Here is a 13,492-nt window from a genome sequence, read left to right as displayed (position 1 = left end):
GGGGAACAAACAGGAGATCCCGATGCCGCAGTTTCTGAACACCGCTGATTCCGATTTCGAACAGGCCTTTGCCGCGCTGTTGGGCGCCAAGCGCGAGGACAGCCCGCAGGTGGATGCCGTGGTCGCGAAGATCATCGAGGATGTGCGAACGCGAGGCGATGCTGCGCTGCTGGAACTGACCGCGACATTCGATCGGATGGAGCTGGAACCCGGCCAGTTGCGGATTTCTGACGCAGAAGTCGACGCTGCGGTGGCAGCCGTTTCGCCACAGGATCGTGCCGCGCTGGAATTGGCTGCGGAGCGCATCCGCGCCTACCACGCGCGGCAGATGCCGCAGGATGCGCAGTGGACTGACGCGGCTGGCGCGACCTTGGGCTGGCGCTGGTCAGCCGTAGCGGCGGCGGGTCTCTATGTCCCCGGCGGGCTGGCCTCCTATCCGTCGTCGGTGCTGATGAACGCGATCCCGGCCAAGGTGGCGGGGGTCTCGCGGCTCGCGATCACGGTGCCGACGCCGGACGGGCAGATCAACCCGCTGGTGCTGCTGGCGGCGCGACTGTCCGGTGTGGATGAAATCTATCGCGTAGGCGGTGCACAGGCGATAGCGGCACTGGCCTATGGCACCGAAAGCATCGCCCCGGTGGACAAGATCACTGGTCCCGGCAACGCCTTTGTCGCGGCGGCCAAGCGGCGGGTCTTTGGCAAGGTCGGCATCGACATGATCGCCGGGCCGTCGGAAATTCTGGTGATCGCCGACAAGGACAACAACCCCGACTGGATTGCCCTGGACCTGATGAGCCAGGCAGAGCATGACGAAAGCGCCCAGTCGATCCTGGTGACTGATAATGCGGACTTCGGCCGGGCGGTGGCAGCCGCAGTGGACAAACGGCTCGAGACGCTGGAGCGCCGCGCAATCGCCGCTGCCTCTTGGCGCGATTTCGGAGCGGTCATAACCGTCCGCGATCTGGACGAGGCCGCAGCGCTGTCCAACCGCATTGCGCCGGAACACTTGGAGCTTTGCGTGGCCGATCCCCAGGGTTTGAGCCTGAAAACCGTTCATGCGGGTGCAATTTTCCTGGGCCAATACACACCCGAAGCCATCGGAGATTACGTCGGTGGGCCAAACCACGTGTTGCCGACAGCCCGTTCGGCCCGGTTTTCCTCTGGTTTGTCCGTGATGGATTTCCTGAAACGCACCACGCTGAGCCAGATGACGCCGGAGGCGTTGCGCGCGATTGGACCGGCGGCAGCGGCGTTGGCCGCCAGCGAAAGCCTGGAGGCACATGGGCTGTCCGTCACGGCCCGGCTGGATGCGCTAAACGATCAGGACGGCTGAGGGGCGCTGCCCCTCTTGCCCCTGCGGGACAATTCACCCCGGAGTATTTCTGACCAGAAAGAGCGCGGGCCTTCGGCGCGCGATTGTCAGTAGTGAGCGGTGTAGCCGCCGTCCACTGCCAGCACCTGCCCGGTGACGTAAGACGCGGCGGGCGAAGCCAGGAACAGGATGGCGGGGGCCAGCTCCTGCGGGCGTCCCCAGCGGTCAAGCGCGGTCGCGGCCTTCAGCCGGTCGGCAACTGCCGGATCCGCAGCGGCGGCCATATTCGGCGCAGTCTTGAAGAAACCCGGCGCAACGGCGTTGACGGTGATGCCGCTGGGGCCAAGCTCTGCGGCCAGCGCCCGCGTCATGCCGTTGATCCCGGCCTTGGCAGTGGTGTAGGCCGCATCCCCCGACTGGGCGATGATTCCGGCGATGGACGACAGGTTGATGATGCGCCCATATCCGCGCGGAACCATCTGTGCCGCGGCCAGTTGACACAGATGGAACGGGGAGACGAGGTCGACCTCCCACAGGGATTGTACATCCGCGCGGGTGAAGTCTGACAGGCTGCGGCGGTCGCGCTGGCCGACGTTGTTGACCAGGATGTCGAGCCCGCCTTGCGCCGCCAGGTGTTCGAACGCGGCGCAGGCTGCGGCCTCGTCTGCGATGTCGAGCACCAGCGGATGCGCGGTGCCGGGGATCTGGTCGATCGCTGCGGCGACACGCGCGGCGCTGCGCCCGTTGATCCAGACCTCAGCCCCGGCCTGCGCCAGCAGTCGCGCCGCAGCAAACCCCAGCCCGTCGGTCGAGCCGGTCACCAGCGCGCGCTGGCCCTTCAGGGGGAATGGGTCAAGCCCGGTCATGTCTGGTCTCCTGTGTTGGCAGGCTGTGCGCTGCTGGCTGGCCTGTCAAGCACAGCTGCATTGCCCCGCGGGCGGTCGTGCGCTACTCAGGTTCGGACGCCTTCGCGCATATAGAGATCAGAGCCATGAGCCGTATCAGCCATATCGAACTGGACGACCGCAACCTGCCGCCGCCGACCCCCGAAATCGATCAGGAGCGAAAGGTGGCGATTTATGATCTGATCGAGCAGAACAGCTTTGCGCTGCCGGGCCGCGAGGCGCGCGGCATGCCGGATGGTCCTTATCATCTGGGACTCGCCATCCGTGAGAAGCGGTTGGTCTTTGACGTCAACACCGAGGATGGCGAGAAGGCGGCGGAGTTTCACCTTTCGCTGTCGCCGTTCCGCCAGGTGGTCAAGGATTACTACCAAATTTGCGAGAGCTATTTCACCGCGGTGAAGACCCTGCCGCCCAGCCAGATCGAGACCATCGACATGGCCCGCCGCGGCATTCACAACGAGGGCAGTCGCGTTTTGCAGGAACGGTTGGAGGGCAAGGCGGAGGTCGACACCGACACCGCCCGCCGACTGTTCACCCTGATTTGCGTCTTGCACTTCGGAGGCTGATGCGTGGAGGAGCTGCCGCAGTCCATTCTGTTCTGTTGCGACCACAATTCGGTCCGCTCTCCGATGGCAGAGGGCATCATGAAGAAATTCTACGGCACCGGCACCTATGTTCAGTCGGCTGGCGTCAAGAATGACATGGAAATTGACGGCTTCTGCATTGCTGTCTGCCAAGAAATGAACGTGGAGTTGTCGCGCCACCGCTCGCGCTCCTTCGACGAGATGGAGCGCTGGGGGGATGATTTGTCGTCCTTCGATCTGGTCGTGGCACTGTCACCGGCCAGCCAACGGCGGGCACTGGAGTTGACCCGTTTTTTTCACCTCGATGTCGAATATTGGCCGATTTTGGACCCAACCGGGCTGGGCGAGACGCGCGACGCCAAGCTAGACAGTTACCGACAGACAAGGGACCAGATCATCCAGCACCTGAAAAAACGCTGGGGCGAACCGACGGAGAGACTATGACTGAGATCATCGCGCGCTATTTCAAAGCCTTCAACGCAGGCGACATAGACGCCATGCTGGACTGCCTGGATGACGGCATCGCCCATCACGTGAACGAAGGCGAGATCCGTACCGGCAAGGCGAAGTTTGCTGAATTTTGCGCACATATGAGCCGCTGCTATAAGGAAGAGCTGACCGATATGGTCCTCCTCTCCAGCCCCTGCGGCTCCCGTGCAGCGGCGGAGTTCATCGTAAACGGTACCTATCTGGCGACCGACGACGGTCTTCCGGAGGCAGCCGGCCAGACCTACCGGCTGCCGGGCGGGTCGTTCTTCGAGCTGACAGGTGGTAGGATCTCGCGCGTCACAACCTATTACAATCTCGCCGACTGGATTGCCCAAGTGTCGGACAAGGGGCGCGCGGCCTAATGCGCCTGCGCATTGCGGCGTTGACCGGCGCGGCACTGGAGGCCGCACTGGAAGATGTGGCGCGTCTGCGGATCGAGGTGTTTCGCGCGTGGCCGTATCTCTATGATGGCGACCTGGCGTATGAACGCCGCTATCTGCAAAACTACCGCGACAGCGCCGGGGCGGTGGTTGTTGGGGCCTTTGATGGCGACACATTGGTCGGCGCCGCGACCGGCACGCCGCTGAGCGATCATGCCGATGATTTTGCCGCCGCTTTTGCAGCGCGCGAAATTAATCTGGCAGACGTGTTCTACTGCGCCGAATCAGTTCTGCTGCCCGCCTACCGTGGTCGCGGCGCGGGGCATGGGTTCTTTGATCTGCGCGAGGCACATGCGCGCAGGCTGGGGTTCACCAAATCGGCCTTTTGTGCGGTGCAGCGCCCTGCGGATCACCCTTTGCGGCCCAAGGACTATGGGTCGCTGGATCCGTTCTGGCGCAAACGCGGTTACCAGCCTGTACCCGGGGCTGTCGCCCATTTTGCGTGGAAAGATTTGGGCCAGAGCGTCGAGAGCTCAAAATCTCTGCAGGTCTGGATGCGGGATCTGTAACGCCAGGCCGACACCTTGCGCTGAGTGGTCCGGCAGGGCAATGCTGCGGACATATCGCCAACAGGAGAGACCCGATGAAAATTGCCGCCGCCGCCTATCCGCTCGACTGGCTCGACAGTTGGGCCCAGTATGAGGACAAGCTGGCGTCCTGGGTGGCCGAGGCGGCGGGCGAGGGCGCGGATCTTCTGCTGTTTCCCGAATACGGCGCGATGGAGCTGTCGACCTTGGCAGGGGCGGAGGCTGCAGGTGATCTTCAGCGCTCGATCCACGCGGTGTCGGACCGGATGGAAGAGGCCGCGGCGTTGCATTTGAAACTTGCGGCGCAGCATGGCGTGCACATCCTAGGCGCGTCGGCCCCGGTGCTGACCAGTACCGGACAGGTCGTGAACCGGGCGGAACTGTACACGCCGACTGGGGGGCGCGACCATCAGGACAAGCAGATCATGACCCGATTCGAGCGGGATGACTGGGGGGTCGCTGGAGGCGGGCCGCTGAAGGTGTTTGAAACCGCGCTAGGCAGAATCGGCGTGCTGATTTGTTACGATAGTGAATTTCCCCTGCTGGGGCGTGCCTTGGCAGAGGTGGATGTGATCCTTGTGCCCTCCTGTACCGAGGCGCTTGCGGGCTACTGGCGGGTGCGTCTGGGGGCGATGTCGCGGGCGCTGGAATGTCAATGCGTTACCGCCATGGCCTCGGTGGTGGGGACCAACAGCTGGTCTGAAGCTGTGGATGAAAACACCGGCATGGGCGGCATTTTCGGCCCGCCTGACAATGGCTTCCCCGGTACCGGTGTGATCGCCGAAGGCACGATGGATCAGCCTGGCTGGACCTATGGTGAGGTGGACCTTGAGGCGATTGCACATGTCCGGGCCGACGGCGGTGTGCTGAACCGCCTGCATTGGGATGAACAGCTGCCTCGCATTAATTCGGTCACAAAAGCGGTGTTAACCTGATTGAGCCCTTGAAAAACGGGGGAAATGCGCTCATTTAAGCGCACGTCCCGCGGTTTGCGGGGGAACGCAACGATGGAGACAACATGGCCAAGGAAGATACGCTCGAATTTCCCGGTGTCGTGAAGGAACTCCTGCCTAATGCGACGTTTCGGGTCGAGCTGGAAAACGGCCATGAAATCATCGCACATACGGCAGGCAAGATGCGCAAGAACCGCATCCGTGTTCTGGCTGGCGACAGGGTCCAGGTGGAAATGACCCCCTATGACCTGACCAAGGGCCGGATCAACTACCGCTTCAAGTAAGCCGTTGATCCGCCAAGAGATGCAAAGCCCGGCCTTTCGCCGGGCTTTTGTTTTTTCAAGCGGCTTTTCAGCCGCGGCCTCCGGCGGGATATGTCCGGCAGGGGGAAAGAGCGGGCTGCTCTTTTCCGCTGCCGGCAATCCCAGTATGACGGGCGCAAACCGGCAAGAGGGCAAGGCACATGGCATTCATTCTGGGATCGGGCAGCCCACGGCGGCTGCAGTTGCTGGCGCAGCTGGGGGTGCGCCCTGACGCGGTGCGTCCGCCCGAGGTCGATGAAACCCCACTGAAGGGCGAGCTGCCGCGCGCCTACTGCACCCGCGTGACGCAGGACAAGACCCGCGCCGTGACCGCCGGCGGGGATGATGTGGTGCTCTGTGCCGATACCACCGTTGCGCTCGGCCGCCGCATTCTGGGCAAACCACGCGACGCGGGCGAGGCTGCGGAATTCCTGTTGGCGCTGTCGGGGCGCCGCCATCGGGTTATCACCGCCGTTGCCGTGCGCCGTGGAGAGCGGGTCTGGGCCAAGGACGTGGTCAGCCAGGTCAAGATGAAAAACCTGTCTGATGAAGAGTTGAACGCCTATCTCGCCACCGGCGACTGGCAGGGCAAAGCCGGAGCCTATGCCATTCAGGGGCCTGCCGGAGCCTTTATTCCCTGGATCAGCGGCTCCTTCACCGGCATCGTCGGTCTGCCGCTTTCTGAAACTGCTAATCTGCTGCGCGCCGCTGGGCTGCCGCTTTATCAGGAGACTGCCGCATGAAGGGCCGTACCATTATTCTCGACCACATTCAGGACCGTGAGGCTGCGGCCTTGATGGTGGATGGTAAACTGGAAGACTTTCTGATCGCCAGCGACGCTCCCGCCCCCGGTACTATCTATCGCGCACGTGCCGACCGCCCGGTCAAGGGGCAGGGCGGCATGTTCCTGACCACGCCGGACGGCCCCGCCTTTCTGCGTCAGGTCAAGGGGCTGTCGCCGGGGCAAATGCTTCTGGTGCAGGTCTCGGGCTATGCTGAGCCGGGCAAGGCGATCCCGGTCACCCAGAAGCTGTTGTTCAAGAGCCGTTATGCCATCGTGACGCCGGACGCGCCGGGGCTGAACATCTCGCGCAGTATCCGCGACGAGGATGAGCGAGACCGCCTTCTGGAGATCGCCCATGAAGAAATGGGTGAGGCTGGCTATGGTCTGATCCTGCGCTCGGCCTGTGCGGGCGTGAACGGCGAGGAGATCGCCGAGGATGTGGCTGCCATGGTGTCTCTGGCGGCGCAGGTGATGGAAGATGACGGCTCCGAGATGGAGGTTCTGGCCGAGGGGGATGGGCCGCATCTTCTGGCGTGGCGCGACTGGGTGGACGCCGCAGACGTGGAACGCACGCCCGGAGGTTTCGAGAGGCTGGGGGTATTGGATGCACTGGATATCGCGCAAGGCATCCGCGAACCATTGCCGGGCGGCGCCTTCCTGTTCATAGAGCCCACCCGGGCACTGGTGGCGGTCGACGTGAACACTGGCACCGACACGTCGCTGGCTGCTGGGGTCAAGGCGAACATCGCGGCCGCCAAGGCGCTGCCGCGAGCTCTGCGCGTACGGGGCCTGGGTGGTCAGATCGTGCTGGACCTCGCGCCGATGCCTAAGAAGGACCGTCGCGCCTTTGAAACAGCGCTGCGGGCAGCCCTGCGTGCGGACCCGGAGGAGACGATTTTGGTCGGCTGGACCAACCTTGGCCATTATGAGTTGCAGCGCAAGCGTGGCCGCATCGCCTTATTGGAGGTTCTGACATGAGCTGCCCGATCTGCGGCGGCAAGGTTGAGCGCGCCTACCGGCCTTTCTGTTCTATCCGCTGCGCGGACATCGATTTGGGAAAGTGGTTGAACGGCACCTACGCGGTGCCGAGCCAGACCCCCGAAGACGTTGAAAACGCTTTGGAAGAGTCACGCGCTTCGCCGGAGGAACAAGAAACCTCTCCTCGAATCCGGCATTAGTGATTTTCTTTGAAAAAGCCTCTGGACACCTGCGCGTACAGAGCATAGAAGGCCCACACCCAAGGCGAACAGCCTTCCCGTGCCCGGGTAGCTCAGGGGTAGAGCAGTGGATTGAAAATCCTCGTGTCGGTGGTTCGATTCCGCCCCCGGGCACCACGATACCTCTCTAAGGTATTGTTTTACATCAGCTTTTGCATTTGGCAAAGCGAGGGGTAGAACAAATTGGAGAACATTTCACGCAGCTATGTCTTCGTGAAAGAAGGTATCTACTACTTTAGCCGCCGTGTCCCGGTGGACCTTCGGATCCGAGAGGCTGAACTGCCAGACAAGCACCTTCTTTGGCAGGGTTGAGCAGACCGTACACCGAACAGGGGAATGAGACTTTTGTCACATCCGACGCTTTGACCCTGTCGGAGGCTGCGTTGACTTACGCCTGAATTGGATCCGCTGGCGGGATGATCTTGCAGGGTGGAAATTTCGCCTCGGTTCATCAAGTCGCCGCGAAACCTGGACGGCCTATTGCTGATCCCGCTTGACGCCACGGAGAACCGGTAAATAAACCGGCAGCAGGCCATCTCATCCGGTTTTCGGAGTTCGCGCTACGGCAGATGAAAGACCTCTTCCATCCCTGCCCACCACTCGCCCTCCGCCCGGCTGGCCAGCGGCGTTTGCATCGGTCCGCAGATCGTCCACCATTCGCGGGTTACTGGATCTTCCGCTATCGCGGCAGAGTCGGCCTGAAAATCTTCTCCGGTGTATTCCCAGTAGCTGAACATCAGCATCTCGGGCTCGCGCAGAAAGATCGAGTAATTGGTGATGTTGGAGGCCCGCAGCCGTTCCAACACCTGCGGCCAGACCTCAGCGTGCAAACGAATGTATTCCGCCCGGTGTTCGGGCTTCAGGCCGATGACTTGTGCCATGCGTTTCATGGTGTCTCCTGTGTCAGGTCGTAAATGCGGGTGGCGGTGCCGCCGAAAAGGGCCGCGCGCTCCCCCGGAGACAGCTCCGCGGCCATCTCTTGCGCTGTTGCCAGCCAGCCGGGATAGTCGCCCGCCAGCTCCAGTACCGGCCAGTCACTCCCCCACATCAGTCGCTGCGGACCGAAACACGCCAGAACGTGGTCGAACACCATGCGCAGGGTGTCGGCAGACCAGCCGGGGCCGAATTCATTGGCCAGGCCGGACAGCTTGCAGCTGATCTGTGGATGCGCCGCCAGCGCCGCGATGCCGCGGCGCCACTGGGGGCCGGGATCGGTTCCGTCAAAGACCGGCTTGGCGCAATGGTCGACGATGATCGTCAGCTGCGGCAGCGCGCCTGCCAAGCGGGCGATTGCACCCAGGTGTCGTGGCGTGATCAGCGCATCCATCCGCAGTCCGGCCGCAGCGACCTGTTTCAACCCTGCCAGCACATCCGGACGCAAGATCCAGTCGGTGTCGGCAATGTCCTGCAGCATCGGGCGGATGCCCTTCAGCCGCGGGTGGGCCACGCTGGAGATCTGCGTCGGCACATCAGCAGTGAGATCCAGCCAGCCTACCACACCGCGGATCAGCGGCGCCTGATCGGCGAGGGAGAGTAGGTATTCGGTCTCCGCCAGGGTGGGGGCGGCCTGCACCGCGACTGTTCCAGCGACCCCGGCGGCCTGCGCCAGCGGCGCCAGATCCGGCGGCAGGATGTCGCGGCGGATTTCAGCCACGCTGTCGTCCATCCAGGCGTAGTCGCCCCGGTCGATCCGCCAAAAATGCTGATGTGCGTCGATGATCACGGATTTTTCCTTGCAAGAGGATCGGTTCTAAATAATAACAAACCAAAACGGGAGGGGCGTCAATGAGAATTCCATCGGTGCTGCAATTCGGCACCAGCCGCTTTTTGCAGGCACATGCGGATCTGTTCCTGGCCGAAAGCTGGCCGGATGCACAGCCTCTGACCGTGGTTCAGACCAGCGGTGATGCCAGCCGCGCGGGCCGGGTCCGCGCCCTCACTCAGGGGTATGAGGTCAAGATCCGTGGGTTGCGCCAAGGGGGCGCCGTGGAGGAAAGCCGCACGGTTCGCGCGGTGGCGCGTGGTCTGACGCTGGCCGCCGACCTGGCGGACGTTCAGCAGATGGTGGCGGAAACCGCGGATGTCATCCTGTCCAACACTGCCGACGCGGGGTTTCGTCCACAGTCAGCCGACCAGGCGGGCCAGTTTGATCCGGCGATGTCCTATCCGGCCAAGCTGGCGCATTTGCTGCAACTGCGCTACGCGGCCGGCGGGCGGTCTGTTCAGATCATGCCGACCGAACTGGTGGCCAGCAACGGGCGCGCACTGCGCGAGCTGGTGCTGAATGCGGCGGTCGGCATGGGGGCGGACTATTGCGCCTGGCTGCGCGAGGAGGTGGTCTGGGTCAACTCGCTGGTCGACCGGATCGTCTCGGAGCCGTTGCAGCCGGCGGGCGCGGTCGCCGAACCCTACGCGCTGTGGGCGATTGAGGCGCAGCCGCGCCTGGAGCCGCCCTGCCGTCACCCGGCCGTGCAAGTGGTGCCGGACCTGGGACCGGTCGAGCGTCGCAAGCTTTATGTTCTCAACCTTGGCCACACTTGGATGGTTGCCGACTGGCTGGCACGCGGGCGTCAGGGGGCGACCTATGTGCGCGAGGTGATGGCAGACACGGACTGGGCCGCGCGGCTGCGGGCGCTGTACGATGCGGAGGTTGCGCCTGGGTTTGCGGCCGCGGGCGAGGCGCAGGGGCTTGAGGCCTATATCGAAACCACGCTGGAGCGGTTCGCCAACCCTTATCTGGACCACCGGCTGGAAGACATTTCACAGAACCACGGCGAGAAGCTGGATCGCCGTATCGGGGCCTTCCTGGCCTGGGCAGAGCAAAACGGCGACACGGGCGCCAAACCGCAGCTGCGCGCTGCGCTGGAGCGGAGATGACCATGAAAACGAGAACCGTCGGCCGAACCGGCCTTGATGTGACTGAGCTGTCCTTTGGCTGCGCCAGCATCGGCAATCTTTACCGCGCGGTCAGCGAAGCGGATGTCGCGGCCGTTCTGGACTGCGCTTGGCAGGCGGGGATCAGATATTTCGACACCGCGCCGCATTATGGGCGTGGCCTTTCGGAACAGCGTTTGGGCCGTTTCCTGCGCGGGCGGTCGGACGCGGTTGTCTCGACCAAGGTCGGGCGGCTGCTGTCGCCCGCCCGCGCCCCGATCGCGCAGGCCGATGGCTTTGTGAAGCCGGCGCAGAACGATGTACATTATGACTATTCCGGCGACGGTCTCGAAGAGAGCTTTGAGCAGAGCTGCGAACGGTTGGGGCGCCGGGAGATCGAGATCCTCTATGTGCATGATATCGGAGAATATACCCACGGGGTTGAGGGCAACCGGCCGCACCGGGAGGCCTTCTTGGGTGATGGCTATGAACGGCTGGTCCGGCTGAAGGAGCAGGGCCGGATTCGCGCTTTTGGCCTTGGCGTCAACGAATGTGAGGTCTGCCTGGACGTGATGCGCAACGCCGGGCCGCTGGACGTGATCCTGCTGGCCGGGCGGCTGACGCTGCTGGACCGTTCGGCCGAGGCGGAACTGGTGCCGGAATGCGCCCGCGCGGGCACCAGCCTGGTGCTGGGGGGCATCTTCAATTCCGGGATCCTCGCAACCGGCCCGGTGGCGGGGGCGACCTATGATTACGGCCCGGCACCACAGCCGATATTGAACCGCGTGGCAGAGTTGCAGGAGCGCGCCGCAGCGGTGGGCCTACCGCTGGCCAGTGCGGCGTTGCAGTTTGCCGTCCGCCATCCAGCGGTTGCGTCGGTGTTGCTGGGAACGGCAAAACCATCCTCCCTGACCCGAAACCTGCGGGCGTTGCAGGCGCCGGTGCCCGAGGGGTTGGACGCGCTGCTTGCCTGAGCGGTCGGACGGAAAGGCGGGCCTGGGCCGGTCAGCCCAGGTCGTGATGGCGCAGTGACGACAGCAGCGTTGTCTTGGAGGTTCGCAAGTGCCGTTGCGCCGCCGCTTGTGCCGCCTCTGCGTCACGGGCCTCCAGCGCGTCGATGATGGCAAGGTGTTCATCGATAGCGGCGGCGTTGCGGTCCTTTTCCTCGGTCTTGTCCCACATGTAGTGGTAGTGAAAGATCAGCGAGATCACCTTTTGGAATTCGGCAATGAAGCGGTTCGTCACCACCGAGTTGATGGCCAGGTGAAAGCGTTCGTCCAGTTTCGAGAACTCGTGAAAATCGCTGTCGATGGCCTCTTTCAGCGCCAGGTGGTCGCGGCGCAGTTGCGCAAGGGCCGCCCAGACCGGATGGTCTACCGGCGCCTCGGCGACTTGGGCCACGGCGTTCAGTTCTAGCACAGAACGGAAATCAGACAGCTCCACGGCGAACGCCTTGGTAAAGCCCAGCAGCATCCAGCCGCCCTGCGGCCGCCGGGTCACCAGGCCAAAGCGGCTGAGCCCGGCAAGGAACTCTTTGAAGTCATGCTGAGGCACGTCAAAGGTGCGTGACAGCTCTGCCACCGACAGCGGCGTGTTGGCGGGCACATCGAACCGCAGCACCCAGTCGAGGAAACGCTGCTCCAGGTCGGTCTTGTCGGTGCTGGTCTCCAGCATGGCGATCCGGTCTTCGGGGCCGGGTGCGCGCAGCAGCTGCTTGTCACGTCCTTGCCAGGAAATCAGGCCCCGTTCCTGCATTCGCGTCAGGCAGCGGCGGATCACCGTGCGGCTGACGCCGGCAATGTCGGCCAGCCGGGTTTCGGAGGGCATCGGCGCCGCCGCGGGCAGTGTTTCGCAAAAGGCGAGGATTTGATTGTAAGCCTCGCGGTACCGGGTGTCGCGGCGCGCCATGTCTGTGCCCTTCCTCATCCATGCCTTGAAGGCAAATTCTGTTCTTGTACATTATTATAAAAAACAATTGACAGGAATCAAGTGAGTCCTGTTTATGTATTAAATAATTAAATGCAAGACTGCGAAAGGGAGGCGTATGTCACAAGCACTCAAACCCGCGGCCGGGCGGGCGCAGGCGCCGCTTGCGGGCCTGATGCCGGAGGCGGCGAAACTTCACCGTCTTTCTGCGCTGCTGACGCTGCTGCTGCTGATCGCGGGCTTCTCCCTGGCCAGCCAGGCTTTCTTTTCGGTCAACAACGGTCTGACGATCCTGTTGCAAACCTCGGTCATTGGTTTGTTGGGCATCGGCATGACCATGGTGATCATCACTGGCGGGATAGATCTATCGGTCGGCTCTGTGCTGGCGCTGTGCGGGGTGGGCACCGCTATGGCGGTCAAGGCCGGAGCGCCAGTGGGCATCGCGATGGGGTTCGGCATCGTGATCGGGGCCGCTTGCGGTGCGGTCAACGGGTTCGTGGTGACGCGGCTGAAGATCCCGCCCTTCGTGGCGACACTGGGCATGATGCTGATGGCGCGCGGTCTGGCGTTGCAGCTGACGGGCGCCGCACCGATTTCGCAGCTGGGCGAGGCTTTCGGCACCCTCGGCAACGGCGCTTTGTTTCGCATGGTGGAGATGCAGCCCAACGGTTTTCCCAAGGTGATCTTTCCCGGCATTCCCTATCCCGCGATCCTGCTGCTGGTGGTGGCCGGGGCGGCCGCCTACATGCTGCGTCGGCGCCGCATCGGTCGCCACATCTATGCCACCGGGTCCAACGAGGAAGCGGCACGGCTGTCCGGTGTGCGCGTCGATCAGACCAAGCTTTACGCCTATGTGATGTCGGGCGCTTTGGCGGGGCTGGCGGGCAACGTGCTGATGTCGCGGCTGGTCACGGCCCAGCCCAGCGAGGGCGTGATGTACGAACTGGACGCGATTGCGGCGGCGGTCATTGGCGGCGCGTCCCTGTCGGGTGGCGTGGGCACGGTGTCCGGCACCATGATCGGCGCCTTCATCATCGGCATCCTGCGCAACGGGCTGAACATGGCGGGGGTCTCTGCCTTCATCCAGCAGATCGTGATCGGGGCGGTGGTGATCGGCGCGGTCTGGGTCGACCAGATGCGCAACCGGCGCTGAGGTCGCAAGACACGACAAGACAAGAA

General features: G+C 63.4%; 17 protein-coding genes and 1 tRNA gene. 14 read left to right on the top strand and 4 right to left on the bottom strand.

Going from position 1 to position 13,492, the window contains the following annotated elements:
* Positions 1–22: 22 nt before the first annotated feature.
* On the top strand, positions 23–1,333 hold the full coding sequence (hisD, locus tag AC0IPL_RS12270; RefSeq protein WP_474274812.1) for a histidinol dehydrogenase: 1,311 nt from the start codon (positions 23–25) through the stop codon (positions 1,331–1,333).
* Between the two features lie 86 nt (positions 1,334–1,419).
* Here the strand turns inward: hisD and AC0IPL_RS12265 are convergent, their stop codons facing one another.
* Complete coding sequence (locus AC0IPL_RS12265; RefSeq protein ID WP_474274811.1) at positions 1,420–2,178, bottom strand: SDR family oxidoreductase; 759 nt, start codon at positions 2,176–2,178, stop codon at positions 1,420–1,422.
* 125 nt (positions 2,179–2,303) lie between these two features.
* On the opposite strand from AC0IPL_RS12265, the gene AC0IPL_RS12260 reads away from it, so the two are divergent.
* The 10 genes from AC0IPL_RS12260 (at position 2,304) to AC0IPL_RS12215 (ending at position 7,630) form a co-directional block, all read left to right on the top strand.
* Positions 2,304–2,783 carry a UPF0262 family protein gene (locus AC0IPL_RS12260; protein WP_474274810.1) on the top strand — a complete coding sequence of 160 codons (480 nt, stop codon included), beginning with the start codon at positions 2,304–2,306 and terminating at the stop codon, positions 2,781–2,783.
* Between the two features lie 3 nt (positions 2,784–2,786).
* Entirely contained in the window at positions 2,787–3,245 is a 459-nt protein-coding gene (locus AC0IPL_RS12255; RefSeq protein WP_474274809.1) for an arsenate-mycothiol transferase ArsC, read from the top strand.
* The gene (locus tag AC0IPL_RS12250) at positions 3,242–3,652 is read left to right on the top strand and encodes a ketosteroid isomerase-related protein (protein WP_474274808.1); all 411 of its coding nucleotides are present in this window, start codon (positions 3,242–3,244) and stop codon (positions 3,650–3,652) included. The genes AC0IPL_RS12255 and AC0IPL_RS12250 overlap by 4 nt, the downstream gene beginning before the upstream one ends.
* Entirely contained in the window at positions 3,652–4,239 is a 588-nt protein-coding gene (locus tag AC0IPL_RS12245; RefSeq protein ID WP_474274807.1) for a GNAT family N-acetyltransferase, read from the top strand. The genes AC0IPL_RS12250 and AC0IPL_RS12245 overlap by 1 nt, the downstream gene beginning before the upstream one ends.
* A gap of 74 nt (positions 4,240–4,313) precedes the next feature.
* Positions 4,314–5,192 carry a carbon-nitrogen hydrolase family protein gene (locus AC0IPL_RS12240; RefSeq protein WP_474274806.1) on the top strand — a complete coding sequence of 293 codons (879 nt, stop codon included), beginning with the start codon at positions 4,314–4,316 and terminating at the stop codon, positions 5,190–5,192.
* An 83-nt stretch (positions 5,193–5,275) separates the two neighbouring features.
* A complete protein-coding gene (infA, locus tag AC0IPL_RS12235) occupies positions 5,276–5,494 on the top strand; it encodes a translation initiation factor IF-1 (protein WP_005620785.1) in 219 nt (72 codons plus the stop codon).
* A gap of 179 nt (positions 5,495–5,673) precedes the next feature.
* The gene (locus AC0IPL_RS12230; RefSeq protein WP_474274805.1) at positions 5,674–6,255 is read left to right on the top strand and encodes a Maf family protein; all 582 of its coding nucleotides are present in this window, start codon (positions 5,674–5,676) and stop codon (positions 6,253–6,255) included.
* Positions 6,252–7,274 carry a ribonuclease E/G gene (locus AC0IPL_RS12225; protein ID WP_474274804.1) on the top strand — a complete coding sequence of 341 codons (1,023 nt, stop codon included), beginning with the start codon at positions 6,252–6,254 and terminating at the stop codon, positions 7,272–7,274. Before AC0IPL_RS12230 ends, AC0IPL_RS12225 begins: the two co-directional genes overlap by 4 nt.
* On the top strand, positions 7,271–7,474 hold the full coding sequence (locus tag AC0IPL_RS12220; protein WP_474274803.1) for a DNA gyrase inhibitor YacG: 204 nt from the start codon (positions 7,271–7,273) through the stop codon (positions 7,472–7,474). Before AC0IPL_RS12225 ends, AC0IPL_RS12220 begins: the two co-directional genes overlap by 4 nt.
* Positions 7,475–7,555: 81 nt before the next feature.
* Positions 7,556–7,630, top strand: a tRNA-Phe gene (locus tag AC0IPL_RS12215).
* A gap of 443 nt (positions 7,631–8,073) precedes the next feature.
* Here AC0IPL_RS12215 and AC0IPL_RS12210 read toward each other — a convergent pair.
* Positions 8,074–8,403 carry an L-rhamnose mutarotase gene (locus AC0IPL_RS12210; RefSeq protein WP_474274802.1) on the bottom strand — a complete coding sequence of 110 codons (330 nt, stop codon included), beginning with the start codon at positions 8,401–8,403 and terminating at the stop codon, positions 8,074–8,076.
* A complete protein-coding gene (locus tag AC0IPL_RS12205; RefSeq protein ID WP_474274801.1) occupies positions 8,400–9,236 on the bottom strand; it encodes an amidohydrolase family protein in 837 nt (278 codons plus the stop codon). The genes AC0IPL_RS12210 and AC0IPL_RS12205 overlap by 4 nt, the downstream gene beginning before the upstream one ends.
* A gap of 62 nt (positions 9,237–9,298) precedes the next feature.
* Between AC0IPL_RS12205 and AC0IPL_RS12200 the strand changes: the two genes are divergently transcribed.
* A complete protein-coding gene (locus AC0IPL_RS12200) occupies positions 9,299–10,390 on the top strand; it encodes a mannitol dehydrogenase family protein (protein ID WP_474274800.1) in 1,092 nt (363 codons plus the stop codon).
* A 2-nt stretch (positions 10,391–10,392) separates the two neighbouring features.
* Positions 10,393–11,361, top strand: a complete 969-nt coding sequence (locus tag AC0IPL_RS12195) for an aldo/keto reductase (RefSeq protein ID WP_474274799.1) — start codon at positions 10,393–10,395, stop codon at positions 11,359–11,361.
* A 31-nt stretch (positions 11,362–11,392) separates the two neighbouring features.
* On the opposite strand, the gene AC0IPL_RS12190 is transcribed toward AC0IPL_RS12195, so the two are convergent.
* Complete coding sequence (locus AC0IPL_RS12190) at positions 11,393–12,295, bottom strand: GntR family transcriptional regulator (RefSeq protein ID WP_474274798.1); 903 nt, start codon at positions 12,293–12,295, stop codon at positions 11,393–11,395.
* A 136-nt stretch (positions 12,296–12,431) separates the two neighbouring features.
* Here AC0IPL_RS12190 and AC0IPL_RS12185 point away from each other — a divergent pair, with 136 nt between their 5' ends.
* Positions 12,432–13,466, top strand: coding sequence for an ABC transporter permease (locus AC0IPL_RS12185; RefSeq protein ID WP_474274797.1), 1,035 nt, complete (start codon positions 12,432–12,434; stop codon positions 13,464–13,466).
* The last annotated feature ends 26 nt before the right edge of the window (positions 13,467–13,492 follow it).

The organism is Leisingera sp. SA32, assembly GCF_056033425.1.
This window is presented reverse-complemented; position numbering and strand designations above follow the sequence as displayed.

Bases quoted from the DNA above. Each gene is read 5' to 3' on its own strand.
- AC0IPL_RS12260 (WP_474274810.1), top strand. From the start codon at position 2,304: ATGAGCCGTATCAGCCATATCGAACTGGACGACCGCAACCTGCCGCCG.
- AC0IPL_RS12200 (WP_474274800.1), top strand. From the start codon at position 9,299: ATGAGAATTCCATCGGTGCTGCAATTCGGCACCAGCCGCTTTTTGCAG.
- infA (WP_005620785.1), top strand. From the start codon at position 5,276: ATGGCCAAGGAAGATACGCTCGAATTTCCCGGTGTCGTGAAGGAACTC.
- AC0IPL_RS12195 (WP_474274799.1), top strand. From the start codon at position 10,393: ATGAAAACGAGAACCGTCGGCCGAACCGGCCTTGATGTGACTGAGCTG.
- AC0IPL_RS12210 (WP_474274802.1), bottom strand. From the start codon at position 8,403: ATGAAACGCATGGCACAAGTCATCGGCCTGAAGCCCGAACACCGGGCG.
- AC0IPL_RS12220 (WP_474274803.1), top strand. From the start codon at position 7,271: ATGAGCTGCCCGATCTGCGGCGGCAAGGTTGAGCGCGCCTACCGGCCT.
- AC0IPL_RS12230 (WP_474274805.1), top strand. From the start codon at position 5,674: ATGGCATTCATTCTGGGATCGGGCAGCCCACGGCGGCTGCAGTTGCTG.
- AC0IPL_RS12245 (WP_474274807.1), top strand. From the start codon at position 3,652: ATGCGCCTGCGCATTGCGGCGTTGACCGGCGCGGCACTGGAGGCCGCA.
- AC0IPL_RS12185 (WP_474274797.1), top strand. From the start codon at position 12,432: ATGTCACAAGCACTCAAACCCGCGGCCGGGCGGGCGCAGGCGCCGCTT.
- hisD (WP_474274812.1), top strand. From the start codon at position 23: ATGCCGCAGTTTCTGAACACCGCTGATTCCGATTTCGAACAGGCCTTT.
- AC0IPL_RS12265 (WP_474274811.1), bottom strand. From the start codon at position 2,178: ATGACCGGGCTTGACCCATTCCCCCTGAAGGGCCAGCGCGCGCTGGTG.
- AC0IPL_RS12190 (WP_474274798.1), bottom strand. From the start codon at position 12,295: ATGGCGCGCCGCGACACCCGGTACCGCGAGGCTTACAATCAAATCCTC.
- AC0IPL_RS12225 (WP_474274804.1), top strand. From the start codon at position 6,252: ATGAAGGGCCGTACCATTATTCTCGACCACATTCAGGACCGTGAGGCT.
- AC0IPL_RS12250 (WP_474274808.1), top strand. From the start codon at position 3,242: ATGACTGAGATCATCGCGCGCTATTTCAAAGCCTTCAACGCAGGCGAC.
- AC0IPL_RS12240 (WP_474274806.1), top strand. From the start codon at position 4,314: ATGAAAATTGCCGCCGCCGCCTATCCGCTCGACTGGCTCGACAGTTGG.